A 22,985-nucleotide genomic window follows, 5' to 3' on the forward strand; every position below is an offset into this window, starting at 1 on the left:
GAATATTTCCATTTTTCCCGGACTAGATTCATCTTCCAGCTTCCGTATGGATCTCTGCCTGACCGCTTGAATCGGAGACGTTTGCAGTCAGAAGAACCTGGGGAGCGCCATTTTCAGGATGGCTGACGACTGCCGGATCCACTCGGAATACTCGCCGGATAAAATCTTCGGTCAGTATCTCAGCCGGGGTTCCCTCTCCCGCGATCTTTCCATCCTGAAGCACCAGAAGCCGGTCACAGAACTGAGCCGCCAAATTAAGATCATGGAGCACGCTAATTACCGTTATACCGGTATCTTCGCGCCACTCTGCAACCATGTTCATAAATTGCAGCTGATGACGGATATCTAAATAAGTTGTCGGCTCATCAAGCAACAGAAGTGTAGGTTCCTGAGCCATCACTTTGCCAAGAGCTGCACGTTGGCGCTGTCCCCCGCTTAATTGATCAAGTCGTCTGGATTCGAAATTTTCCAGTTCCAGCTTTCGGATAATACGATCCAGAAGCGGTCCGGAATCTTTCTTCTCCCGTCCCATCCAGTCTTGAAACGGGTAACGTCCCATTTCAAGAACCTCGCGCACTGTAAAATCAGACGGAGCGAGCCCCTCCTGCTGAAGAACCGCTACAGAGCGGGCAAGCTCCTTTCTGTTATAACTTGAAACTTCTCTGCCACGAAACTGTAAATGTCCAGACGATGGCAACTCCACACCTGATAAGAGATGCAGCAGCGTGGATTTACCGCTTCCGTTCGGACCAATAATGCCCCACCATTCCCCAACGTTTACGTTCCAATCGATACCGGTCACCGCGTTCACCCGGTCAAAGCGCTTGCTTACGCCTTGAAGTGTAATCATACACTTCCCTCCCTACGCTGCTTTTTGTTCCGGTACAGCAAATAAGCAAAGAACGGAGCTCCAACAAATGCAGTTACTACCCCGATCGGAATTTCGGTCGGCGACAGTATGGATCTGGCAGCCGTATCGGACCAGACCATGAAAATCGCTCCGCCCAGTGCCGATAATGGAATGATGATCCGGTAGTCAGAACCGGTAATGAGACGGATCATATGAGGAACAACCAGTCCCACGAAGCCGATCACACCGGATACAGACACGGCCGCAGCCGTTAGAAAGGTGGCAACAACAAGCACACTGGTCTTCAGACGATCGACGTTAAGCCCCATATGGGCCGCCTGACGTTCACCTAAAGACAACAGATTCAGTGTACGCGCCCGGCTCCACAAATATAAGAAGCCTACAGTAAAATACGGGAAAAGGACAGCAATATACGACCATCCCCGCATGCTTAAACTTCCCATCGTCCAGAATAGAATGTCCGTTAGCGTATCTCGTGACATTACCGTTAAGAATGAAACGACCGCTCCTAAAAAGGACTGCATAACCACACCTGACAAAATCAGTGCGTTAGTCGGTATCTTACCGTGATCTCGGGCGAGGAGCAGCACAATCCACAGCGTGATCGCCCCGGTCATAAATGCAACGATCGGCAAGGTCCAGGCACCCGCAAAAGAGTACTGCAATCCGTAGAAGATCAGAAACGCAGCACCAAGTGATGCACCGGAGGATACACCGAGTGTAAAGGGATCGGCGAGCGGATTTCTAAGTACCCCTTGAAAAGCAGCACCGGCCACCGCAAGGGATGCCCCAACCAGCATACCGAGCAGTATACGGGGAAGTCGTACCTTCATGATGATCTGCTCGGAAGCTACTTCCCAGTTGGGAACAATAGAGTCCCCGATCCAGGGCAACCGGTGAAGAAGCATGGCTCCAATTTCCTTAACGGGCAGATGGACGGAACCGATGCCGAGGCTGACGATCAGCGTCAGCAGTAAAAGCAGGAGCCCCACCGTTCCATAACCCGCAAGTTTTTTACTCATGGGGTCATCAGTTCCGGATAGACCGCCTTCGCTACTTCAACCAATCCTTGAGTTACACGAGGTCCCGGGCGGCTGATCAGATTGTCATCAATTTTAATCAGCTTATTGTTTTTCACAGCTTCGATTTGGTCCCAGCCGCTGCGTTCTTTAATGATTTGATCCAAAGTTTTTTTGGTGGATTCATCCACTACATTGCTGGAATACAGAATCACATCTGGATTCGCTGCAATAATCTTCTCTTCACTGATTTCGAACCAGCCTTCGCTGTCGCCAGCCACGTTGGCTGAATTGCTGATATTGAGCATCTCATCCAGATATGTGCCCTTTCCTACCGTCCAACCCGGTGAGAACTCAACATACACTTTTTTCTTATCCTCATCTTTTACGGATTTAACCGCTTCCTTCACAAGGTCCAGATCCTTCTGCATTTGATCTACGATGCCTTGAGCTTCCGCCTGACGGTCCGTAATCTCTCCAACTACCTTAATGTTGTCCATGACTTCAGCAATCGTCTTCGGGTCGTTCACGAACAGCTTTATTCCGAGGTCACGGAGCTTCTGTACGTTCTGTTCATTCATCGCTGCTGTAAATATAACATCCGCGCCTGAAGCGACAATGGCCTCAACATCCATTTCATAACCGCCCATTTTCGGCTTGGATTTGGCTGCCTCAGGGTAGTCGTCCACTTCGGATACGCCGACAATTTCTTCATCCAAGCCAAGTGCGAACAGTTTTTCCGTCTCGGAAGGAGACAGCGACACAACTTTTGCTGGAGCCTTATCAAATGTCATTTCCTCTCCAGTAGCATCCTTTAAAGTTAACGGATACACCGTTTTAGCGTTTTCAGCGGCAGGTGCTTCCGGTTTCTGACCTTGTTCAGCCTCCGGTGCAGGTGTTGGTGTTGCCTCCTTCGGAGCTGTTTCTCCTCCACAAGCAGCCAGTGACAGGACCAGCATCAGCACCGCCAACATGGCGGACCATGATTTCATTATTTTTTTCATCGATTTTCTCTCCTAACCCTAGTTTGAGAACAACTTGCTTGCCTTAGGTACTCAATAAACCTGATTTCTGACGGAAATCCTTACATCCAACCACAAAAAAGCCCCTGATTTCTCCGCAGAAGAATCAGGGGCTACGTTTCGGAAACAATGAACCTTATCCAATAAATAGGAGTTTTGCTCTAGTACAGCACCTCACCCACATTAGGTCCGCCAAACGTAATCCTTTCCTCGAAGGACCGTCAGATCATTACGCGGGCAGGTCTCCTGACTTACAGGTTGAAATGACACCTCCGCCTTCCCGACCCTGTTTAGACCAGTGGCAGTAATGGAGGATATCCCTGATTCACAGTGGCGGGACCGCGCCGGACTTGCACCGACTTCCCTTTTAACCCGGGAGCAAAACATATGCTTTGCTTATTCTCCAGGACCTCGCGAGTATTGAATATTCTTTTTGCCAAGCTTACTTCTCTTTTGACGATTATATGAGATATCCTCTCGGCTTACAACCTGAAACTTCACAGAAAAAAACTGAGTAGCCGCTCCCCGCTTGCCGTGAACCCTATTTCTGCCTATATAACCATTATGGATATCTCACTTATTTATCGTACGCGTCTGTGGATTTGCCTCTCACCCTTTGCCCTGAAGCCGGACATTGGTTTACAATAGATCTGAAGCTTTATACCCGAAAAACTATGCGGAGGCGTACATATGCTCTTTATCGATAATCAGGGGATCCATGATCCCGCCATTAATCTAGCGATTGAAGAATACGCTTTGAAACACTTGCCTATGGAAGACAGCTATTTGCTCTTCTACATTAATCAGCCGTCGATTATCATCGGCAAACACCAGAACACGATTGAAGAGATCAATCAGGAGTTTGTCCGTGACAATAACATACAAGTTGTTCGGCGATTGTCCGGAGGCGGTGCTGTATACCATGACCTCGGCAATCTCAATTTCAGTTTTATTACAAAAGACGACGGCCAGTCATTTCATAATTTCCTGAAGTTCACCCAACCCGTTATCGATTTCCTTCAAAAAATGGGTGTTCCGGCTGAGCTCAGCGGCCGAAATGACCTTCAAGTCGGAGAGAAAAAGATTTCCGGCAACGCCCAGTTCTCCACACGGGGACGCATGTTCAGCCACGGGACTCTTATGTTTGACCTGGATCTGGACAATGTACAGGCCTCGCTTAAAGCTAACCCAGAGAAGTTCAAATCGAAGAGCACGAAATCAGTGCGCAGCCGTGTGGCCAACATTAAGGAGCTGCTCGGTACAGATATGACAATTGAACAGTTCCGTGCAGAGCTTCTGCGTTCGATCTTCGGAATGGAGCCAGATCAGGTTCCACAGTACGTTCTTCAAGAAAAGGACTGGGAAATGATCAATCAAATCTCCAAGGAACGTTACCAAAACTGGGACTGGAACTATGGCTTATCACCAGAAAGCAATGTGAAACACGCGAAAAAATTCCCAGTCGGCATTATCGATATCCGCATGGACATTAAAGATGGACATATCGGCGAGATTAAAATTTACGGTGACTTCTTTGGCGTAGGCGATGTAGCCGATATTGAAAACGCGCTTCGTGGCAAACGTTACGAGGAAAGTGAAGTAAGAGAAGCCCTCTCATCCATTGACGTCAAGCATTACTTCGGTAATCTGGAGTTTGATGATCTGATCGGTTTGATTTTTTTAGAGGAATAGAGTAACAGTACTGAGTCACGATTTTAACAGAGATATCTTTCAAAAAAAGCAGGTCACTCGAGGATTCATCCTTGGGTGACCTGCTTGCTTTTATAGTCCATTGTTCACTTCTTGAGTAGGAACGATTTCTACACGTAGCGTCTTACAACAGACATGAGGGCCGTCCCAGGTCAATGGACCTTTTGGGACACCCCCCGTTCGTATTATTTGGATGCGATGAATACATACCAGAGCAAGACGAGTGTGAGCACGATACACATGTTCTCTACTGTGTTCCCCCATTTGCTACCAGTGCTCATTAGTTTGAACTTCACTCTGAATTTCAGTGGAGGTAATGGCCGTATTCCCCTGTTCGTCAGCATATCGGCCGCCAAATGAAGGGCATAAGACATTCCACCTGCAATCCATAAGCTCTCCCCTCCCGCTGTTCCTTTTGTTGCGAAATAGAGCAGCATAGTCCAGCCTGCCGCAGCATATGCAGTATGCGTCAAACCACGATGGGAAACGAGCGTGGAAATCATCAGTACGCATCCGGCAATCGTGTTCCACGGGCTGAAGGCTTGGCCGAACTGAAGAAGTCCCAGACCAATCATAAACATCACGATATGACGCAGCGTCCGTCCGGGCAGAAAGGATACGACGGCAATCAGACCTGCCAGTGCCAGATTCCACGGAGCATAATCCTGGCTGTAGTAAAAAATAAATACGGCTCCAACAACCAATGCCAACTGCAGCACACGCAGCAGTCCTGTTGGGATGACCGTTCTGACCAAAATGGAGTTCGGCTCATCGATGTCAGGAAGCAGCGAACTGACTGCGGCTGCAGCCGCAGCCGGGAGTGTAACGGGAATTCCGGCCAGCCCCATGACCGACAAGGTGACGCCGGTGCTAATAACCAAATGGGCTCTTCCCATCATAATAAATAACTTCCTTTCATTCTCTAGTTGTCTTGTTTGAGCCCGTTCACTTCTTTCAGCCGTAATATGCACGGGAATGTATGTTCGGCATTTTAGTATAGCAAAAAAACCCTCTTTTTGTCTACCCTTTCCACTCTATGGACAATATGATCCTGTCCCAATTGAAAACCGTGCCACAAACGGTACAATAGAGTTAAGACAGAGATAAAAGGAGAGAGACAACCATGACCGATTACAAATTGATTGCCATCGACATCGATGACACACTCATCAATGACGATAAAGAAGTAACCCCGGGTGTCCAGCAGGCGTTGGAGCAGGCTGTCGCAAAAGGTGTTGTAGTTACATTGGCGACCGGCCGAGCCTATGCATCCGCACAAGCGATTGCCCGCCAAACCGGACTAAATGTGCCAATCATCACTTATCAAGGGGCTCTGATTAAGAATTTGTTGGACGAAGAGGTTCTCTATGAACGCTATGTTCCCGTTGATGCTGCCAGAAAGCTGTATGAGTACTGTGTAGAGCATAATCTACATCTGCAGACTTATATTGATGACAAGCTATACTCCCGGGAAGAGAACCAGAAACTGATCGATTATTGTGCACTGAACCGCACGCCTTATTATATTGAGCCTGATTTCATCAAAATGATCGAACAGCCTACACCTAAAATGCTGATCATCGATGATCCTGCTTATCTCGACGAGCTGATTCCGGTATTCCAGGAGCTGCTTGGCGATCAAATGCATATCACGAAATCCAAACCTTATTTTCTAGAATTCATGCATAAAGAAGGTACGAAAGGCCATGCTTTGACGTTCCTTGCGAATCATTTTGACTGCGCTTTGGAACAAACCATTGCGATTGGCGACTCCTGGAATGATCACGAAATGCTGGAATGTGCAGGCCTTGGTGTTGCCATGGGCAATGCTATTGAGCCGCTCAAGGAATTAGCGGACTATGTAACGCTTAGCAATAACGAAGATGGCGTTAAACATGTAATCGAGAAATTTGTGCTGAACGCGGAATAAATATTTTATGAACAAAAGAGGCTCGTATCCAAGGTTTTGAATGCCTAGGTTCGAGCCTCTTTTATATTGGGTAGCTATTTAATAATCGTGGAGCCTTCTAACTACTATGATAAAGCAATCCTTAGCGTGACAGCTTCAGACTCATACCGGCAGCGGCCAGAACCGTCCCTGGAGGAAGATCAATCTGCTGATTAACATCCACACCATGCGACATATGAGTATATACAGTCTTCCGAGGTTTTACCTCAGCCAACAGTTCAGCCGCTTCCTTCATGTCATACACAGACCGGGTTGAAAACTCCGCCGTCTCATGGACAAAGCTTGTACCGAGCACAAGGAGATCCAAACCGTATAGCGGCTTCTTTTCCTCGTCGTTCAAGTTGATCGAATCCGAGTTATACACCCAGGAGAATCCATTCTTTTCCAACCGATACGCATAAGAATAGCCATTCTTTCCATGATTCACTTTCCAGCATGAAATATCCCAACCGCAAAGTGTGATGCCATCATCTACCTCTGTTATTATCATATGATTCGACAGCCAAGGATACTGCCGCTGGATCTGTTCCAACACTTCCCGAGGAGCATATAGGCTTCCTTTGACCCTAAGCCATCGGCAGGCATCAGCCCATTCGGGAAGTCCTCCGATATGATCGAAATGTGCATGGGTGATCAGCATATGCTTCACCTGCCGTATTCCGTTTGTTTCCATCATATTCCGCCAATCTGGACCACAGTCGATCATAAACCTATTTTGTCCGTCCTCTACCATGACAGAAGAACGCAGTCGGCGATTGTTCCCGAAGAAGCGAGCTTCAGTACATACCCCACAATCGCAGTACACACGCGGTACCCCCATAGCATCTCCCGTGCCTAAAAAAGTTAATGTATCCATGATGTTCCCCTTCTCCCTATCCGTGAGAAATGAAGTTGATACCTTCTTATATCTCAATAAAAGCCGCCGGCAGCATGCCGAACGGCTTATCATCTAATCTATGATTACACCGGAAACCCGGCAGTTTCATTACGAATTATGCAAATGAGGGCTTCTTGTCATCTACCGCTCCGCTGATAACTTTAACATACTTCTTGTCTGTACCTTCTACGGAAGGACCGATATAAATGCTTGATTTCTTCTGTCGTCTCCCAGAACGCTCGCGCGGTTTCAAAGCACCTTCCACTGGAATACTTCCGCGGACCACCCAATGACTGCTGGCGGACCCAAGATTTCCTGCAATCTTCTTTTTCTCATTCCTGCTCATATGGAATCCCCTCCAACTAAATGCCTGATGGTTCGAAGCAGTTCACGATTATGCTCAACGACTTCTCCAAGTTCTTCGTCGGATAGCGTTTGTTGTCCTGTTAAATGAACCGATAAAACATGATTTACACCTAAAGGATAGCAGAACACATACACCTGCGCAACTTCCTCTTCGTGATAAAATGCCCATTTACCGCTGTTATAGACGTCTATCACGTAAATGGACTGCTGGGTACCCCTATTACTGTCATTTGCGTTAAACGAAAAAAAACGTCCTCTTCCTACATTACCTCCGAGTTGAGCCATTCCATCATTTCCGGATTTCGCCCAAAATGCGGCTCCGGTAACCCGGAAGTCTCCTCGTGTAGGCGGAAGCAAAGAATTGCGCACCGCTTCGCTAAGTGCGTGATATTTCTCAGAGAGATCCGTTACATTCACATTACGATTATACTCCCAAAAAAAATGGAGCACACTTTGCTTACGCTTCAGCTCAGCTTCCTTCTGCTCAATGACTTCGGTCGGGTTATTAAAAAATGACTCTGCTTCAATCGCGTTTATGATGTGTCCGCAGGCGACATCCACCGCCGACTTGTAATCCTGATCACTCCGCAGCTCGTATTCCAAGAGCGTAAGTCCTTGCAGATCGGATAGAAGATGATATTCTTTGATCGTGACATCCTGAATTAATTGATCGTCAGGCTCCACCTGATCAGGCACGATGCAAAAGACTCTCCGCCTTCCTAACCTTCCCCAGAACAACCCCATCTCAAACAGGGTGTTGTCCCTCGTTATGAAAACATGCTTTCCCCGAATAAGAGCCACATCGTCGGGAGAAAATACGAACACGCCGAAGTCACTTTGTTCCAGCTGCCGCTCCAGTGCTTCCATCGTATACGCATTGGCCCCGAATGTTCCACCATACCACGGTGTTACCTGAGCCGTCCTCTTGATTTGTTCATGAATGGCGCGGGCATACTTGATGGCTTCTCTGGATGAACCAATGAATAAATTCGGCTTTGGAATGGACATAGGCACATCATATACTCCCCTTGTTGTTCAATTTACTATTATTCGATCATTATAACAAAGTTACCTATTTTATGGGAAATATTTGATCATTTATTATATGCTAGGGATTGGTGACGGACCCCATGAACAGCCAGGTTTCCGTGTCCCGGTCTTCAATCGCGAAAAAAAACGGTCGGTCTACAATCATCTTAATCGGGTTTTGTAGCGGTGCTGCACTGGTTGGCATACCAATCGATGTGACTGCATCCGCCTCTGTCCCCTTTTCCTTTACATCCACTACCACTTTATGCTGTACTCTTCCGATATATAATGACGATTCAGCCATGGCGCTAAAATCAGCCGTGCCCATAGAATCCATTTTCTATTCATAAAAGTCTTTCTCCTTCCCTTCTTCCATAACATGCTCTTTATATTTTCATATATTTATTAACGTTATTTTTTTCAAGGAAGTTGTCTCCAGACTGAGTTTATTTACATCGCCTGGAAATAAAGGAATGGAGCTGATGTATATTGAAATAGGAATAGCTGACATTTTAAGCAAATGGATAACGATATGATACGGAGGATTTTTCACACAATGAAAAAAGTATTGTTACAAGGAAAGCGGGTTACCCTGCGGACACGCGCCATGGAAGATATGCCGGTGCTGTACGATCTCATTTACGGATGTGACCAGCCGGAATGGAAAAAGTATGATGCTCCTTATTTTCCGCTGGACCACAGAACGTATGAACAATTTTTAAAGCAATGGGGGACGGATTTTTCCTCGGATGACCTTCCGGATGACCTGCTCATCGAGGTAAATGGCCAGATCATTGGAATTGTCACTTATTACTGGGAGAGCAAGGGCACTCGCTGGCTAGAGGCAGGAATCGTCATCTATTCTCCTGATTATTGGAGCGGCGGATACGGTACCGATGCCCTCTCTTTATGGATGGGTTACCTGTTCGAGGCTCTGAACATAGGCCGGGTTGGGATTACGACTTGGTCGGGGAACCCCAGAATGATGCGCTGTGCTGAGAAGGTCGGGATGCAGCTAGAAGGCCGTATGCGCCAGTGCCGATACTATGAAGGTGTATATTATGACTCCATTCGGATGGGGATAACACGGGAAGAGTGGGAAAGTAACAACAAACTTAGCCTGACGGATTCAGCTCTCATTTGAAAAATATCATCCTTTTAGTTGTCGGTTAAGTAAATAACGCCCTCTGCGCATACTCGGCAGAGGGCGTTATTGCTTTAGTAACTTTAGGAGGATTAACTGGAATTTACCCTTACACGCATCATCATATCCCGGCGAGTACCTGGTACCAGATTCCCCGCTTCGAATAAAGTGTTTCACGCGCATGCTCCCAGCCACCGAGATACTGAATATCAAAAAGCCCGGGAGGATGAGGAAATTGTTGTTTCCCTTCACGGTACACCGATTCTTCTACCGGACGGAAACCGTATTTCATAAATACACGCTGCGCTTCCGGTGACTGCAAATATTCCACAAAAGCCTCTGCTACATCAATCGTTCCATGCTCTTCTGCGTATTGGTGAACAACAGCGGCGGGATTTTCGATCAGCATCGTATATTTCGGAATAACAATGTCATACTTTACACCTTGGGCAATCCGGGCCAGCAGCTCATTTTCATACGTGACGATCACATCACCCACGCCGTATTCAAACGCCGCCATCGAGGCACGACCGCTTTTGTCTAGCGACTCCACGTTGCGGTGCACTTGCTTCAGAAATGCCTTTGCCGCAGCGGGATCCTTGCTTCCCTTCTCTTCGGAACGTTTAAGGCCCGCACCATATATTGCATTAATATCCCACTGCGCACCGCCGGACGTCTTCGGATTCGGGTACAGCACTTTCACATCAGGCCTTACAAGATCATCGAAATCCTGTATCCCCTTCGGGTTGCCTTCCCTTGTTCCAAGGACTACAATCGAGCGGGTAACCATACCGCCATAAGGCTGCTGGTTCCAGTCCTTTTTCACAAGACCGGATTTCACCAGCTTATCCACATCCCCTTCTAGCGCCAGCAGAGTAACATCTGCTTCAAAACCTCCTGTAATGGAGCGGGCCTGTGTACCGGACGCCTCGTAAGATTCCTGAAAGTTAATTCGCTCGCCAGTTTGCTCAAGCCACTTCTCCCGAAAAGCAGGCACAATTTCAGCCATCGCATCCCGGGCCACGCTGTAAGCGCCAATGACTAGTAAACGTTCACCGGGTTGTGCAGATGCCGTCTTTTCATTCACATTACTGTCTGCACAACCTGCCAGCAACGGGAGAAGCAGGAGAAGTATGCCCATCCCAATGCTATGGGAAACTTTCACTAACCGATACCGTTTCCTCATCTTCTCCCTCTCCCTCATATATCAGATCATAATCGGCATCGGATCAACCTTGAGCCGGTTCTCCTCAATCCAGCTGTTCTCATCGTTAAACAAATAAGCACGATGTACAAGCACACGAACGTCTTGTCCGGGCTGCAGAGTTTCTTTCTCCAAGGAACGATAAGTAATTAGCTTATATTCGTTAACCTCTACTTCAACAAGCCATTCACTTCCGCGAAAATGCAGATGCCTGACGATACCCTTTTCGGTGGCTGAAAGGATAGGAAAGTCATGCTCTCCGCCGATCTCGATATATTCAGGACGGATTAACGCTTGAGCTTGCGGTCCGTTCGCGGTAGCATCAAATCCTTTCAAATTCGATGCATTCTCAACTATGGTAGATTCGCCGATAAAGGTCGCAACAAATGGTGTTGTCGGCTCCTTGTAAATATCCCACGGTGTCCCTTTCTGCTCTACCCGACCCTGATTGATAATCATAATCTCATCAGCAACCTCAATCGCTTCATCCTGGTCATGAGTCACAAAAATTGATGTAATGCCTACCCGTTCAATCAATTCCCGGAGCCATGAACGAAGTTCCTGGCGGATCTTTGCATCAATGGCGGCGAAAGGCTCATCGAGCAGAAGTAACTGCGGCTCTGGTGCCAATGCCCGGGCAAAGGCAACTCGCTGACGCTGTCCGCCGGACAGTTGGTGGGGATAACGACGTTCAAATCCACTGAGTCCCGTCAATTCCACCAGCTCCATCACCCGGTCTTTTATCTTGGCCTTGGGAGCTTTCTTCACCTTCAATCCGAATGCGATATTATCAAATACCGTCATATGCTTGAATAGCGCATAGTTCTGAAACACAAACCCGATGCCGCGTTCTTGGGGCGGTATGTCGTTCACGACCTGACCATGGAAACAGATTTGACCGGAATCAGGGGTTTCGAGTCCTGCCAACATGCGTAGAATAGACGTTTTGCCGCCGCCACTTGGACCGAGAAGTCCGATTAAATGCCCCTTCTCAATATCAAAGCTGACATCCTTCACAGCATGAAAGGTACCGAAATGTTTGTTCAGATCACGAACTTGCACATGCATATCAATGCACTTCCTTTCTCTTTTTGACCCATTCCATCAAGAGCAAGAGGCCTGCTGAAAAAGCAACCAGCACCAAGGCAACCCCACTCGCCGCCGCAACATTAAAATTCTCAACATCCTGATATACGAGGGTTGTTGCGGTTTGCGTCTTATTCATGATGTTTCCTGAAACCACAAGAACAGCACCGAACTCTCCCAGTGAGCGGGCAATCGTCAGTACCATCCCATAAACAACGGCCCAACGGATCATAGGCCAGGTTACCTTCCGGAAGGTCATCCAGCCATATGCTCCAAGCGTCGAGGCTGCCTGCTCCTGATCCGAACCTATTTCCTGCAGAACAGGCATCACTTCGCGAACCATCAGTGGGAAGGTAACAAACAGCGTCGCAATGACCATACCGGGGAAAGCATACACGACCTTAAAGCCGGCTCCTTCAAGAAATCCTCCGATAATACTGTCCGGTCCCAAAATAAGTACGATCATCAGACCGCCGATGACGGGTGACACCGCATATGGAAGATCCACAATACTGTTCAGCAAGCTTTTGATCTTCACGCTGAGCCACGTCGCCCGAACGAGATAAAGAGCCAACATAATGCCGAAAAGGGCATTCAGCAATGTCACAATGACCACGATAGACCCCGTCATCAGCAGTGCGTGGATCGCCTCGGGTCTTCCTAGCGCCTTACCCAATCCGACCAACCCGCCGCTGAATGCCCCTGTAACAATTTTGGATAGGGGAGCAACCAGAAGAATGAAGAACACAGCATACGTAAGTCCAATCGTTAACTTTCTCACGTCCGTCCCCTCCTCTGCTGCACCCGGTTCATAATCCATAGAACGATAAAAGACAGGGTAAGGAGCAATACAGATACCGCCGCCGCACCGGCTGGATTATCACTTTCTATTTCACCATAGATGAAGACAGACGCCACTAACGTTCGTCCCGGAATGTTGCCAGCTACCAGCACAACGGCGCCGAATTCCGCGATTGCCCTGGACAAAGCCAGCATCCCACCACTAATAATTCCCGGGCTCATGGATGGAAGAATCACACGAAAAAAAGTACGAGCCTTCGAAGCCCCCATCGTGTAAGCCGCTTCTTCCTGGGACGGCTCCAGCTCCTCAAGGAGTGGCTGAACTGCACGTATAACAAATGGAAAAGTCACAAAGACCATGGCAATCACAATAGCGGGCTGGTGAAACACAATTTCAAAACCAAGACCTTCCGCAACCTGCCCAATCAGGCTGCCTGGCCCCAGTAGAAGCAGGATCATCAGTCCCCCCACCGCCGTCGGTAAAGCGAACGGTAAATCAACGAGACTGTTCAGCAGCGTCCTGCCGGGAAAACGGTATCGGGTCAGCACCCATGCAACCATTGTGCCAACCACAATGTTGATCAGCGCAGAGATGAATCCCAGCTTCAATGTTAGTAGAACAGCTTTCCAGGCGATCGGATCCAGCAGACTGGCCGCAAAATGCTCCCATCCGGCGGAAAATGACTGCACATACACTCCTAAAACCGGAAGGACAACAAGTACGCCAAAATAGAGCAAAATCGTGCTTCTAAATCCCCACTTCCAACCTTTATGACGGATCAGCGCTGTCAAGATTCGTACCTCCTGCCTCCGGACGGTCCGGTCAACTTCGTAAACTTATATTTCCTATTAGTATACTTGGTATTAATGTTATAAATACTTTACCAAAAGAAGATTATGATCGTCAATCCATCTTTTGGACTTATTCGGGTAAAATAATCTAATGAAGACAAAAAAAGACAGGCAGCGATTTCAAAGCTGACACCTGTCTTTCATTCATTAGGAAATTGACGTTTCAACGCTACAACGAAGTAATTCGGTGAAGTACAAGCTTGAAAAAATTCGCCCCATTGCACATATAAGTGGGGATTACACTCTGCTGTATAAATTTCGGCACAGTACTTTTACATGAGAGACGGCGGCTGGCTTAATCTCCTCAAAACTAATCCTGTCCTGAATATAAAACGAAATGAAGCCGTGTATCGACAAAAACAAGGTGTGGGGCAAGTTACGTCTCTCCTCCTCACAATAAACATTATCAAGCAAATGCTGACGAACCAGTGCCGAGAACATATCGAAGCACCGACTTTGCTCGGAACGACAGTAAGCAAGCAGCTCTTCATCCCTGATCATAAACATGATTTCATATTGATAGGGATTGTTCAGTCCGAACCGAACGAATTCAAGCAAAAGCTGTTCCAGCTTAGATACTCCATCACTAGGTGCTTTTCCGGCTGCTTTATTCAGTAATAAGGCAAGATCGTTGAAGTCTTTCATGACAATGGCGTAGAAAAGCTCCGCCTTTTCCTTAAAGTGATAATATAAGGACCCGTGGCTGTAACCCAGGTGCTGCCCGATGCTCCGCATCGAGATGGCCCGGTATCCTTTAGTAATAAACAAATGCCTGGCCGCTTCCAATATACGCTCCCTTGACAACTCCCGTTCTACCGCTCTTCTTGCCATATCATTTATTCCCCTTCAATAAAATAGAACCGCTCTCCCTCCGTAATCACGGACTGTCCCTGAGTCAAATCCACCATCCATTCGATAAAAGTGTCTTTTTCCTGATTCAGAGGCAGACAAGTCAGTGTAACCTTATCTGCAAACATCGTCTCACCCATTCGGGTGTTCCGACTCCGTAGTTCGTTCTCCACCTTACCCAGCCAAGTATAATCCAGTTCGACAAATACTTCCCTGTGAAGCACACGGGTGATGGAATCCCCAGCCTCAATGGCTGCGACAGCACCATCGGTATAGGCTCTGATTAATCCACCTGCTCCGAGCATAATACCGCCAAAATAACGCGTCACAACAATGGCTACATTTTTAAGCCCCTGGTTTCGGATCACCTCGAGAATCGGCTTACCTGCCGTTCCGCTTGGTTCTCCGTCGTCTGACTGCTTCTGGATCTCATCCCGTTCCCCAATCATATAAGCGGAACAGTTATGTGTTGCATTCCAATGCTTCTTCTTCATTTCCTCAATGAATGCGACCGCGGACTCCTCGGTCTCCACTGGCATAACATGCCCGATAAACCGGGATTTCTTGATGACGATTTCTTTCGAACCCGTTGACCTCACCGTTTTGTAACGTTCCAGCATATGCCGATTTCAACCCCTTATTGCCAAGAAAGCAGTTCCCGGCATAAATAAACCGGAAAACTGCTTCCTTCAGCTGTTCTGTCTAATGTGTTAGATGGTGTTATTCGGAAAGTCTGGCTTCGAGCTCTGCTTTTTCTTTCTCGTAGCCCGGCTTGCCAAGCAAAGCGAACATGTTCTTCTTGTACGCTTCCACGCCCGGCTGGTCAAACGGGTTCACACCTAACAGATAACCGCTGATTCCGCAGGCCTTTTCGAAAAAGTATACCAGATATCCAAAAGAATAGGGAGTGAAATCTGGAATTGTAACAATCAAGTTAGGAACCTGGCCGTCTGTATGTGCCAGCATCGTGCCTTGGAACGCTTTTTTGTTTACAAAATCCATTGTTTTTCCTGTCAAGAAGTTGAGGCCATCGAGGTCATCTGGATCGGACTCAATCGTAATGTGGCTCGATACGTTGGCCACCTGAATGACGGTTTCGAAAATATTTCGGCTGCCTTCCTGTACAAATTGACCCATGGAATGCAGATCCGTGGAAAAGTCCACAGACGCCGGATAAATACCTTTATAGTCCTTACCTTCGCTCTCGCCATACAGCTGCTTCCACCATTCAGAAACAAAATGCAGGGATGGCTCATAGTTGACGAGAATTTCGATACCTTTACCTTTGCGGTACAGAGCGTTGCGGACAGCTGCATACTGATAAGCTTCGTTCTCTGCCACGTTCGGGTTGCTGTACTCCTTGGAAGCATCAGCTGCACCCTGCATCATTTCTTCAATATTGATACCTGCTGTAGCGATCGGCAGAAGGCCAACAGCGGTCAGAACGGAATAGCGTCCACCAACATCGTCAGGAATGATGAAGGATTCATAACCTTCTTCATTCGAAAGTTTCTTGAGCGCGCCCTTCTCTTTATCGGTTGTTGCATAGATGCGCTTACGTGCTTCTTCCTTGCCATACTTCTTCTCAAGTGCTGCACGGAAAATACGGAAAGCAATAGCCGGCTCTGTAGTCGTACCGGATTTAGAAATAATGTTAACGGAAAAATCCTTGCCGTCAACCAGCTCAAGCAGGTGGTTCACATAAGTGGAGCTGATATTGTTACCTGCAAAATAAATTTCCGGAGTCTTGCGCTTGTCCTTCGGAAGAATGTTATAGAAGGAGTGGGACAGCATTTCAATAGCTGCACGAGCGCCGAGGTAAGAACCTCCGATACCAATGACGATCAGAACTTCAGAATCACTTTGGATCTTCGCAGCAGCCTTCTGGATCCGTGCGAATTCCTCTTTATCATATTGGGTCGGCAGGTCGATCCATCCAAGATAATCCGAACCTGCGCCGGTTTGGTTATGTAACTGATTATGAGCCGTACGAATCGGCTCAGCCAAATAATCGATTTCATGCTGGTTAATAAAAGATAGAGCCTTGCTGTAGTCAAACTTAACTTTTTTCGACATTAGTTTACAGCCTCCTGTTTTATCTTGTAGAGAGAGTCAACATTTATAATAGAATACTTTAATTTGCTGGAGTGATCAAGTTCCGCCTCCGAACTGTCAAGTTTAGCCCTTATGGTATAAAACACCTGCCCGCTCCGCAACAACGAGGTGTAGAATATACCATAGTCGCGTGTTAAGATTAACGCGTTCGAAGAAATTACATATGAAGGTGATATTTATGAAAAAAATCGCATTTGTTGGCCTTGGCACCATGGGCGCCCCCATGGCTTCCAATCTGCTTAAACGAGATTATGAAGTAACGGTATACAACCGTACAGATGAGAAATGCCGCCCGCTCGCAGAACAAGGGGCTTCTACTTCCCCAACCCCGCGAGAAGCCTCGGAAGGAGCAGACGTTGTCATTACGATGGTGAGCAACGATGGCTCCGTACGTGACGTTTTTTATGGAGAGAACGGCATCCTCTCCTCATTAACTGAAGGCATGACCGTTATCGACTGCAGTACCATCTCACCGGACCTCGTTAAGGAAATCGCTGCGGCGGTATCAGCTCAAGGCGCTTCCTTCCTTGACGCTCCTGTCACGGGCAGCAAGCCAGCGGCTATCGACGGCACCCTCGTATTTATGGTCGGTGGAGATGCAGCCGTGATTGAAGCCCAAGCTGATGTGTTCGATACCCTCGGCAAAAAGGTCATTCACATGGGACCAAACGGCAGCGGTGCTGTAGCCAAGCTAGCCCATAACACGATGGTCGGGATCAACAACCTTGCCCTGGCCGAAGGGTTTGCCATTGCAGCCAAATCCGGTATCCCGGCTGACAACTTCCTGGAGCTCGTCCAGCTTGGATCGGCAGGAAGTAAAGCCGCAGATCTGAAAGGCCGTAAGATCATTGAAGGTGATTTCAGCAACCAATTCTCTCTCGCCCTGATGCTCAAAGATTTGAAGCTTGCCTCTTCCCTCACGGATGGAATCGGCATGCCTTCGCCCATGCTGAACCTGGCGAAAAGCTTGTTCCAGGCAGGTGCAAGTGAAGGCTACGGGGAAGAGGATCTTTCAGCTGTCGTGAAATGTTACGAAGCTTGGATCGGTCAGACCATCGGCGGACAAAAAGAGCAGTAATACATGACAGGATTACACCTGCTTTTATCGATGTCACTCCTTGTATTTCAAAGGATTGACGTCGGGAAGGTAGGTTTTTTATATCCGAATATATATCAATGCTGCAACTTTTTCTGGTATATAACGTTAAACACACCGAAGGGAGGAATTACCATCATGAAATTCAAAGGACTCAAAATACTGGCTACAGCAGCCGTCCTAGCAGCAATTTTGACGCCCTCGTTCAGCACCCAACAGGTGAAAGCTGCCTCAACCACGGTTTCCGTTTCGGCACCTATAGCCTACATTAACAGCGATAAAGCCTATGGAGAGGTGTTGGTCCGAGAAGGAAACATCTTCGTCACTCTAACCGACCTTAAAGGGCTCGGAGACTACAACTACCAGTACGACAAGGTGAAGAAACAGGTAAGCATCACCGGAAAAGGTACAACAGTCATTGTGTCCGCCGGCAGCAAAACCATACAAAACAATGGTAACAAACAGCCGCTAAAGGTCGCACCGTTTCTCCACAAAGGAAAGATGATGATTCCGCTGCGGGCCGTAGCTGATGCATTCAACGCAAAGGTATACTGGAATGGTCCTGCCAAGGCCGCATATGTAACCAAACCCCGTTCCGAGACGATTGCCGATTTGAAGAGCAAGGATCTTTCCACCGCACGGAATGCAGCTATAACGGTTCCGCACATATCGAAGCTTCCTCAAGCCCAGCTTGAGATGACTTATATGGAAATGCAGGGCATGAACTATTATTTCCCTAAAGGTAAATGGGACAAGTACTTTATTTTGGACAACGATCTTGCCAGTTATTATGAAATTCACAACAATACAGCCGAACTAAAATGGCAGGCCAAGCTTGGTAACGAAAGCAAGAAGCACAGCAACTTATTCTTTCTGACGGCCACTTTCAAGAACGAAATCGGCACACAGCCCAACGTTAAGAATTGGACCATCGCCCAATTTATTTTCCGCTATCCTGTCGGTGCGACCTATTACGGTCTGATCAACAGCAAGGGTACACTCGCTAGCGGTGAGGTCGAATTGGACAATCATGATCCGTCCTACAAAGGAGTTATCGTCGAGATTCCCGAGGAGTCCGGCAGCAAATAACACCTCTAAATATCGTAGCATAAATACGGGTTCAGGGTTCTTTGTCCTGAACCCGTTTATACTGTCGAGAAAGCGATCGTAAGCCCACAAATCATGACCGACTCTCTCCCCTCAAAATATGTATATATAGATCGACACCCGCAACATTTGCGGGTGTCGATATCTATCCAATCATGATGTTGAACGTTATGGTGATTAGAGCAGCGATTTCACGCGGCTAACCACATTTTCTACTGTAAAGCCATATTCTGAAATCACGCGATCGCCAGGAGCCGAAGCACCGAACGTGGAGATGCCCAGAATAACGCCTTTATCGCCGACATAACGCTCCCATCCGAACGGATGAGCCATTTCCACAGCAAGGCGGGCCTTCACGTCAGGCAGCAGGACAGAATCTTTGTAAGCCTGATCCTGCTGATCAAAGAGATCCCAGCTTGGCATGCTGATCACACGAACCTGAATGCCTTCCTCAGCAAGCGCTTCTTGTGCTTTCACAGCCAGTTGAACTTCGGAACCTGTCGCAATAATCTGCGCCTGTGCCTTGCCTTCCTTCGCATCAGCTACAACATAAGCACCACGCTTGATACCTTCACGCGCGTTATCAGCCGTAGCATCAAGAATCGGCAGGTTTTGACGAGTCAATACGAGGGCTACAGGGCGATCCTGGTTCTCAGCTGCATAAGCCCATGCAGCTGACGTTTCGTTCGCATCCGCAGGACGGATAACAGTCAGACCTGGAATAATACGCAGGGATGCAAGCTGCTCGATCGGTTCGTGAGTCGGGCCGTCTTCCCCAACTGCAATACTGTCATGTGTCAATACATAAGTTACAGGCAACTTCATAATCGCAGCCAAACGTACAGCCGGACGCAAATAATCCGTAAATACGAAGAATGTGCCGCCGAAAATTTTGAGTCCGCCGTGCAGAGCAACACCGTTCATGGCAGCTGCCATTGCAAATTCACGAACCCCATAGTAAACGTTACGTCCTTCGTAGCTGTTAGCTGTGAAAGAAGCCAGACCGTTCAGATGTGTCATTGTGGAGCTCTCCAGGTCGGCAGAGCCGCCCAATAAATTCGGTACGCCTTCAATCAAGCCATTCAGAGCTTTACCGGAAGCAATACGGGTAGATACCGCTTTATCTTCCGTCGTGTATTTCGGCAGATTCTTGTCCCAGCCTTCGGCCAGCTCGCCGGATACAGCTTGTTCAAATTGTGCTGCAAGCTCAGGATAAGCTGCTTTGTACTTCTCGAACTGCTCTTCCCATGCTTTAAAGGATGCAATTCCACGTTCTTTTACAAGGCCGAAATGCTCACGAACCTCTTCTGGAACATGGAAATCCTCTTCATAAACCCATTTGTAGAATTCTTTAGTCAGCTTGGCTTCCTCAGTTCCGAGCGGAGATCCGTGAGTACCGCCGTGACCGCCTTTACCTTGCTTGTTCGGGCTTCCGTAACCGATAACGGTCTTCACTTCGATCAGAGTCGGACGGTTCAGGTCAGCCTGGCCTTCAGCAATAGCTTTCTCAATCGCAGGTAGATCGTTACCGTCTTCTACGCGGAGTACTTGCCAGCCGTATGCTTCAAAGCGCTGTGCTACATTTTCGGAGAATGCAAGATTCAATTCACCGTCAAGTGAAATATCATTGGAATCATAAAGCATGATCAGCTTGCCCAGCTTCATGTGACCTGCCATAGAAGCTGCCTCAGCAGACACACCTTCCATCAAATCGCCGTCACCACAAATGCCATACGTGAAATGGTCAACGACCTTAAAGTTATCTTTATTGTAGACTGCGCCCATGTGAGCTTCAGCCATAGCCATACCAACAGCCATTGCAATACCTTGTCCCAGTGGCCCTGTCGTTGCGTCAACGCCAGCAGTGTGACCAAATTCCGGGTGACCCGGTGTTTTACTACCCCATTGACGGAACTGCTTCAGATCTTCAATAGAAAGATCATATCCGCTCAGGTGAAGCAAGCTGTATAGCAGCATTGAGCCGTGACCAGCGGATAATACAAAACGGTCGCGGTTGATCCATGTAGGTTGGTCCGGGTTATGGTTCATCGTTTTGGCAAACAGCTGGTAACCCATAGGTGCTGAACCCATCGGCATACCGGGATGACCGGATTTAGCTTTTTCGATGGCATCAATAGCCAGTGTCCGGATTGTAGCAATGGACAAGTTGTCAATTGTCTGATTGGTTGTCATGATTCGTCCTCCTCAAATACGGTGCTTTTTCCGTTCTACCTGTGATGATTCTTGGATATAAGGCAGTTAGGAATGTTGAGAATATCATTTTGACTCTTATTGTATCATCTGTGCGGTTTCATTTCCATAAGACAATTTTCATTTCTTATATTGAGTCGATAGTCCTTCATGCATTATGTCCCTTATATGAGAGGTTATAACCGGAAGAAGTCAGCTTCAAGCATGTTAAAATAAGGCGGTTACATGAATATTATGTATGTAATGATAACAAAATAAGAAAAACGTTATCCATGTACTTCTAAGAAGAAAGACCGCATTTAGCAGTAATTTTTCTTGCGAGATAAGGTAGCAGTTTACTCCGATGTTTATACGTTCTTATCTCTAAAGAAAAACGTTATCGATGTACTTCTAAGAAGAAAGACCAAAAACCGGAATCCCATTTTTTCATGGAATTCCGGTCCGTCATTTCTTTATTCAGCTTTGACGAGAATTTTCACTTGATTTCTTTCTCTGAGCAAACCTTCAAAGCCTTCATCGATCACTTCATCCAATGTGATTCGCTTGGTCACCAGTTTATCCGCAGGGAAATAACCTTGTGCCATCAGGCTAATCACAGCCGGGAAAACATCCCGATATCCGATAATCCCTGTTACGGTACGTTCTTTTAGCACGATATCTTGCGGGTGGATGGATGCTTCCTTTTCAAAAATGCTGACGATCATCGTTTCGCCGCCGATTTTAGTTGATTTGATCGCCTGAGTCAGTACCGGTGGTACGCCGGTGACTTCATAGGAAACATCAACTCCGCCGTTTGTCCGCTTATGAATTTCCTCAACAGCATCATATTGTTTCGGATCGATGATGATTGCACCGAGCTCAGCTGCTTTTTGCTTACGTTCTTCTGAAAGTTCAACCGCATAAATCTCGGATGCTCCGGAAGCTTTCAGCGCTTCAATGAGAAGTAGACCGATAGGGCCTGTGCCAAATACAACCGCTTTGTCGCCAACCTTCAATTTGCTGGAGCGTACCGCATGAAGAGCTACCGCAGAAGGTTCAACAAGAGCTCCCTGTTCATAAGATACAGACTCCGGAATTTTATGAATCATCACCTCAGGTACAGCTGCGTATTCAGAAAAACCGCCGCCACCGCCGGCCAGTCCATAAAAGCCCATTTTGTCACACAGATTATAATGTCCTTGCTTACATGCCTGACATGTTCCGCACGCATAAATCGGCTCGACAACGACCCGATCTCCAACATTCGCTCTTGTTACGCCTTCTCCAACTTCAACCACTTGTCCGGAAAACTCGTGACCCATTACAATAGGGGCTTTATCACCGCTGAGGGGGTGAGTTTCCAGAGGGATAAAGATCGGCCCTGCCGTATATTCGTGCAAATCACTACCGCATATACCGCACCATTCCACTTTTATTTTAACCTCGCCCTTGGAAGGCTTAGGTTCCTCAATGTTTTCCAATCTCAAATCTTTGACAGCATGCCATCTCAACGCTTTCATCAAAATCATCTCCCGATGGGTATTTGTTGGAACGCTTGCCTAAACAAGTCTACTCTCTAATTCAAATTTTAACAAATGCAATTCTTTATACTTATGTTATATAACTCAGTAGCTGGAATTTACTTGATACTAAGCAAATAATAACAAAAAGCTCCCGT

Annotated in this window: 22 protein-coding genes and 1 riboswitch; of the genes, 5 read left to right on the plus strand and 17 right to left on the minus strand. The window is 47.4% G+C overall.

What is annotated here, in order from left to right; genetic code table 11:
- Positions 1-28 precede the first annotated feature (28 nt).
- From MNQ98_RS23970 to MNQ98_RS23980, 3 genes are read right to left on the minus strand one after another with little or no spacing between them, the layout of a single operon-like run.
- Positions 29-850, minus strand: coding sequence for an ABC transporter ATP-binding protein (locus MNQ98_RS23970; RefSeq protein WP_241930490.1), 822 nt, complete (start codon positions 848-850; stop codon positions 29-31).
- Positions 847-1,893 (minus strand): FecCD family ABC transporter permease, encoded by a 1,047-nt coding sequence (locus MNQ98_RS23975; protein WP_241930491.1) that lies wholly within the window; start codon positions 1,891-1,893, stop codon positions 847-849. The genes MNQ98_RS23970 and MNQ98_RS23975 overlap by 4 nt, the downstream gene beginning before the upstream one ends.
- Positions 1,890-2,894: an ABC transporter substrate-binding protein gene (locus MNQ98_RS23980; RefSeq protein ID WP_241930492.1), complete on the minus strand. Its 1,005-nt coding sequence runs from the start codon at positions 2,892-2,894 to the stop codon at positions 1,890-1,892. The genes MNQ98_RS23975 and MNQ98_RS23980 overlap by 4 nt, the downstream gene beginning before the upstream one ends.
- 240 nt (positions 2,895-3,134) lie before the next feature.
- Positions 3,135-3,341: riboswitch (cobalamin riboswitch) on the minus strand.
- A gap of 261 nt (positions 3,342-3,602) precedes the next feature.
- On the opposite strand from MNQ98_RS23980, the gene lplA reads away from it, so the two are divergent.
- Entirely contained in the window at positions 3,603-4,604 is a 1,002-nt protein-coding gene (gene lplA, locus MNQ98_RS23985) for a lipoate--protein ligase (protein ID WP_241930493.1), read from the plus strand.
- Positions 4,605-4,807: 203 nt separating this feature from the next.
- Here lplA and MNQ98_RS23990 read toward each other — a convergent pair whose 3' ends face one another.
- Positions 4,808-5,521, minus strand: a complete 714-nt coding sequence (locus tag MNQ98_RS23990; RefSeq protein ID WP_241930494.1) for a metal-dependent hydrolase — start codon at positions 5,519-5,521, stop codon at positions 4,808-4,810.
- 224 nt (positions 5,522-5,745) lie between these two features.
- Between MNQ98_RS23990 and MNQ98_RS23995 the strand changes: the two genes are divergently transcribed.
- On the plus strand, positions 5,746-6,552 hold the full coding sequence (locus MNQ98_RS23995; protein ID WP_208918062.1) for a Cof-type HAD-IIB family hydrolase: 807 nt from the start codon (positions 5,746-5,748) through the stop codon (positions 6,550-6,552).
- A 121-nt stretch (positions 6,553-6,673) separates the two neighbouring features.
- Here MNQ98_RS23995 and MNQ98_RS24000 read toward each other — a convergent pair whose 3' ends face one another.
- The 4 genes from MNQ98_RS24000 to MNQ98_RS24015 form a co-directional block, all read right to left on the minus strand.
- Positions 6,674-7,447 carry an MBL fold metallo-hydrolase gene (locus MNQ98_RS24000; protein ID WP_241930495.1) on the minus strand — a complete coding sequence of 258 codons (774 nt, stop codon included), beginning with the start codon at positions 7,445-7,447 and terminating at the stop codon, positions 6,674-6,676.
- 136 nt (positions 7,448-7,583) lie between these two features.
- Positions 7,584-7,814, minus strand: coding sequence for a hypothetical protein (locus MNQ98_RS24005; RefSeq protein WP_208918060.1), 231 nt, complete (start codon positions 7,812-7,814; stop codon positions 7,584-7,586).
- Positions 7,811-8,842: a TIR domain-containing protein gene (locus tag MNQ98_RS24010; RefSeq protein ID WP_241934024.1), complete on the minus strand. Its 1,032-nt coding sequence runs from the start codon at positions 8,840-8,842 to the stop codon at positions 7,811-7,813. The genes MNQ98_RS24005 and MNQ98_RS24010 overlap by 4 nt, the downstream gene beginning before the upstream one ends.
- A 100-nt stretch (positions 8,843-8,942) precedes the next feature.
- Entirely contained in the window at positions 8,943-9,200 is a 258-nt protein-coding gene (locus MNQ98_RS24015) for a serpin family protein (protein WP_241930496.1), read from the minus strand.
- Positions 9,201-9,419: 219 nt separating this feature from the next.
- On the opposite strand from MNQ98_RS24015, the gene MNQ98_RS24020 reads away from it, so the two are divergent.
- Entirely contained in the window at positions 9,420-10,007 is a 588-nt protein-coding gene (locus MNQ98_RS24020; protein ID WP_241930497.1) for a GNAT family N-acetyltransferase, read from the plus strand.
- A gap of 121 nt (positions 10,008-10,128) precedes the next feature.
- Here the strand turns inward: MNQ98_RS24020 and MNQ98_RS24025 are convergent, their stop codons facing one another.
- From MNQ98_RS24025 to MNQ98_RS24055, 7 genes are all read right to left on the minus strand, one after another.
- On the minus strand, positions 10,129-11,193 hold the full coding sequence (locus tag MNQ98_RS24025; protein WP_241930498.1) for a sulfate ABC transporter substrate-binding protein: 1,065 nt from the start codon (positions 11,191-11,193) through the stop codon (positions 10,129-10,131).
- A gap of 21 nt (positions 11,194-11,214) precedes the next feature.
- Entirely contained in the window at positions 11,215-12,279 is a 1,065-nt protein-coding gene (locus MNQ98_RS24030) for a sulfate/molybdate ABC transporter ATP-binding protein (protein WP_241930499.1), read from the minus strand.
- Position 12,280: 1 nt separating this feature from the next.
- Positions 12,281-13,078 (minus strand): sulfate ABC transporter permease subunit, encoded by a 798-nt coding sequence (locus MNQ98_RS24035; RefSeq protein WP_241930500.1) that lies wholly within the window; start codon positions 13,076-13,078, stop codon positions 12,281-12,283.
- Positions 13,075-13,890, minus strand: coding sequence for a sulfate ABC transporter permease subunit CysT (cysT, locus tag MNQ98_RS24040; protein WP_241930501.1), 816 nt, complete (start codon positions 13,888-13,890; stop codon positions 13,075-13,077). The genes MNQ98_RS24035 and cysT overlap by 4 nt, the downstream gene beginning before the upstream one ends.
- 297 nt (positions 13,891-14,187) lie before the next feature.
- Positions 14,188-14,781 carry a TetR/AcrR family transcriptional regulator gene (locus tag MNQ98_RS24045; protein ID WP_241930502.1) on the minus strand — a complete coding sequence of 198 codons (594 nt, stop codon included), beginning with the start codon at positions 14,779-14,781 and terminating at the stop codon, positions 14,188-14,190.
- 5 nt (positions 14,782-14,786) lie between these two features.
- Positions 14,787-15,419, minus strand: a complete 633-nt coding sequence (locus MNQ98_RS24050) for a YigZ family protein (protein ID WP_241930503.1) — start codon at positions 15,417-15,419, stop codon at positions 14,787-14,789.
- A 100-nt stretch (positions 15,420-15,519) separates the two neighbouring features.
- Entirely contained in the window at positions 15,520-16,875 is a 1,356-nt protein-coding gene (locus MNQ98_RS24055; protein ID WP_241930504.1) for a glucose-6-phosphate isomerase, read from the minus strand.
- Between the two features lie 217 nt (positions 16,876-17,092).
- Between MNQ98_RS24055 and MNQ98_RS24060 the strand changes: the two genes are divergently transcribed.
- Positions 17,093-17,992 (plus strand): NAD(P)-dependent oxidoreductase, encoded by a 900-nt coding sequence (locus tag MNQ98_RS24060; RefSeq protein WP_241930505.1) that lies wholly within the window; start codon positions 17,093-17,095, stop codon positions 17,990-17,992.
- A 156-nt stretch (positions 17,993-18,148) separates the two neighbouring features.
- Positions 18,149-19,099, plus strand: a complete 951-nt coding sequence (locus tag MNQ98_RS24065) for a stalk domain-containing protein (RefSeq protein ID WP_241930506.1) — start codon at positions 18,149-18,151, stop codon at positions 19,097-19,099.
- A gap of 195 nt (positions 19,100-19,294) precedes the next feature.
- On the opposite strand, the gene tkt is transcribed toward MNQ98_RS24065, so the two are convergent.
- Entirely contained in the window at positions 19,295-21,310 is a 2,016-nt protein-coding gene (gene tkt / locus MNQ98_RS24070) for a transketolase (protein ID WP_241930507.1), read from the minus strand.
- A gap of 470 nt (positions 21,311-21,780) precedes the next feature.
- Positions 21,781-22,827: a 2,3-butanediol dehydrogenase gene (locus MNQ98_RS24075; RefSeq protein WP_241930508.1), complete on the minus strand. Its 1,047-nt coding sequence runs from the start codon at positions 22,825-22,827 to the stop codon at positions 21,781-21,783.
- Positions 22,828-22,985: the final 158 nt, after the last annotated feature.

This window comes from Paenibacillus sp. N3/727 (assembly GCF_022637315.1).
In the GTDB taxonomy this organism is placed as follows: domain Bacteria; phylum Bacillota; class Bacilli; order Paenibacillales; family Paenibacillaceae; genus Paenibacillus_AQ; species Paenibacillus_AQ uliginis.

What these genes read in the sequence shown, in the direction of transcription:
- MNQ98_RS23970 (WP_241930490.1), bottom strand. Translation starts at nt 850, where the DNA reads ATGATTACACTTCAAGGCGTAAGCAAGCGCTTTGACCGGGTGAACGCG.
- MNQ98_RS23975 (WP_241930491.1), bottom strand. Translation starts at nt 1,893, where the DNA reads ATGAGTAAAAAACTTGCGGGTTATGGAACGGTGGGGCTCCTGCTTTTA.
- MNQ98_RS23980 (WP_241930492.1), bottom strand. Translation starts at nt 2,894, where the DNA reads ATGAAAAAAATAATGAAATCATGGTCCGCCATGTTGGCGGTGCTGATG.
- lplA (WP_241930493.1), top strand. Translation starts at nt 3,603, where the DNA reads ATGCTCTTTATCGATAATCAGGGGATCCATGATCCCGCCATTAATCTA.
- MNQ98_RS23990 (WP_241930494.1), bottom strand. Translation starts at nt 5,521, where the DNA reads ATGATGGGAAGAGCCCATTTGGTTATTAGCACCGGCGTCACCTTGTCG.
- MNQ98_RS23995 (WP_208918062.1), top strand. Translation starts at nt 5,746, where the DNA reads ATGACCGATTACAAATTGATTGCCATCGACATCGATGACACACTCATC.
- MNQ98_RS24000 (WP_241930495.1), bottom strand. Translation starts at nt 7,447, where the DNA reads ATGGATACATTAACTTTTTTAGGCACGGGAGATGCTATGGGGGTACCG.
- MNQ98_RS24005 (WP_208918060.1), bottom strand. Translation starts at nt 7,814, where the DNA reads ATGAGCAGGAATGAGAAAAAGAAGATTGCAGGAAATCTTGGGTCCGCC.
- MNQ98_RS24010 (WP_241934024.1), bottom strand. Translation starts at nt 8,842, where the DNA reads ATGTCCATTCCAAAGCCGAATTTATTCATTGGTTCATCCAGAGAAGCC.
- MNQ98_RS24015 (WP_241930496.1), bottom strand. Translation starts at nt 9,200, where the DNA reads ATGGATTCTATGGGCACGGCTGATTTTAGCGCCATGGCTGAATCGTCA.
- MNQ98_RS24020 (WP_241930497.1), top strand. Translation starts at nt 9,420, where the DNA reads ATGAAAAAAGTATTGTTACAAGGAAAGCGGGTTACCCTGCGGACACGC.
- MNQ98_RS24025 (WP_241930498.1), bottom strand. Translation starts at nt 11,193, where the DNA reads ATGAGGAAACGGTATCGGTTAGTGAAAGTTTCCCATAGCATTGGGATG.
- MNQ98_RS24030 (WP_241930499.1), bottom strand. Translation starts at nt 12,279, where the DNA reads ATGCATGTGCAAGTTCGTGATCTGAACAAACATTTCGGTACCTTTCAT.
- MNQ98_RS24045 (WP_241930502.1), bottom strand. Translation starts at nt 14,781, where the DNA reads ATGGCAAGAAGAGCGGTAGAACGGGAGTTGTCAAGGGAGCGTATATTG.
- MNQ98_RS24050 (WP_241930503.1), bottom strand. Translation starts at nt 15,419, where the DNA reads ATGCTGGAACGTTACAAAACGGTGAGGTCAACGGGTTCGAAAGAAATC.
- MNQ98_RS24055 (WP_241930504.1), bottom strand. Translation starts at nt 16,875, where the DNA reads ATGTCGAAAAAAGTTAAGTTTGACTACAGCAAGGCTCTATCTTTTATT.
- MNQ98_RS24060 (WP_241930505.1), top strand. Translation starts at nt 17,093, where the DNA reads ATGAAAAAAATCGCATTTGTTGGCCTTGGCACCATGGGCGCCCCCATG.
- MNQ98_RS24065 (WP_241930506.1), top strand. Translation starts at nt 18,149, where the DNA reads ATGAAATTCAAAGGACTCAAAATACTGGCTACAGCAGCCGTCCTAGCA.
- tkt (WP_241930507.1), bottom strand. Translation starts at nt 21,310, where the DNA reads ATGACAACCAATCAGACAATTGACAACTTGTCCATTGCTACAATCCGG.
- MNQ98_RS24075 (WP_241930508.1), bottom strand. Translation starts at nt 22,827, where the DNA reads ATGAAAGCGTTGAGATGGCATGCTGTCAAAGATTTGAGATTGGAAAAC.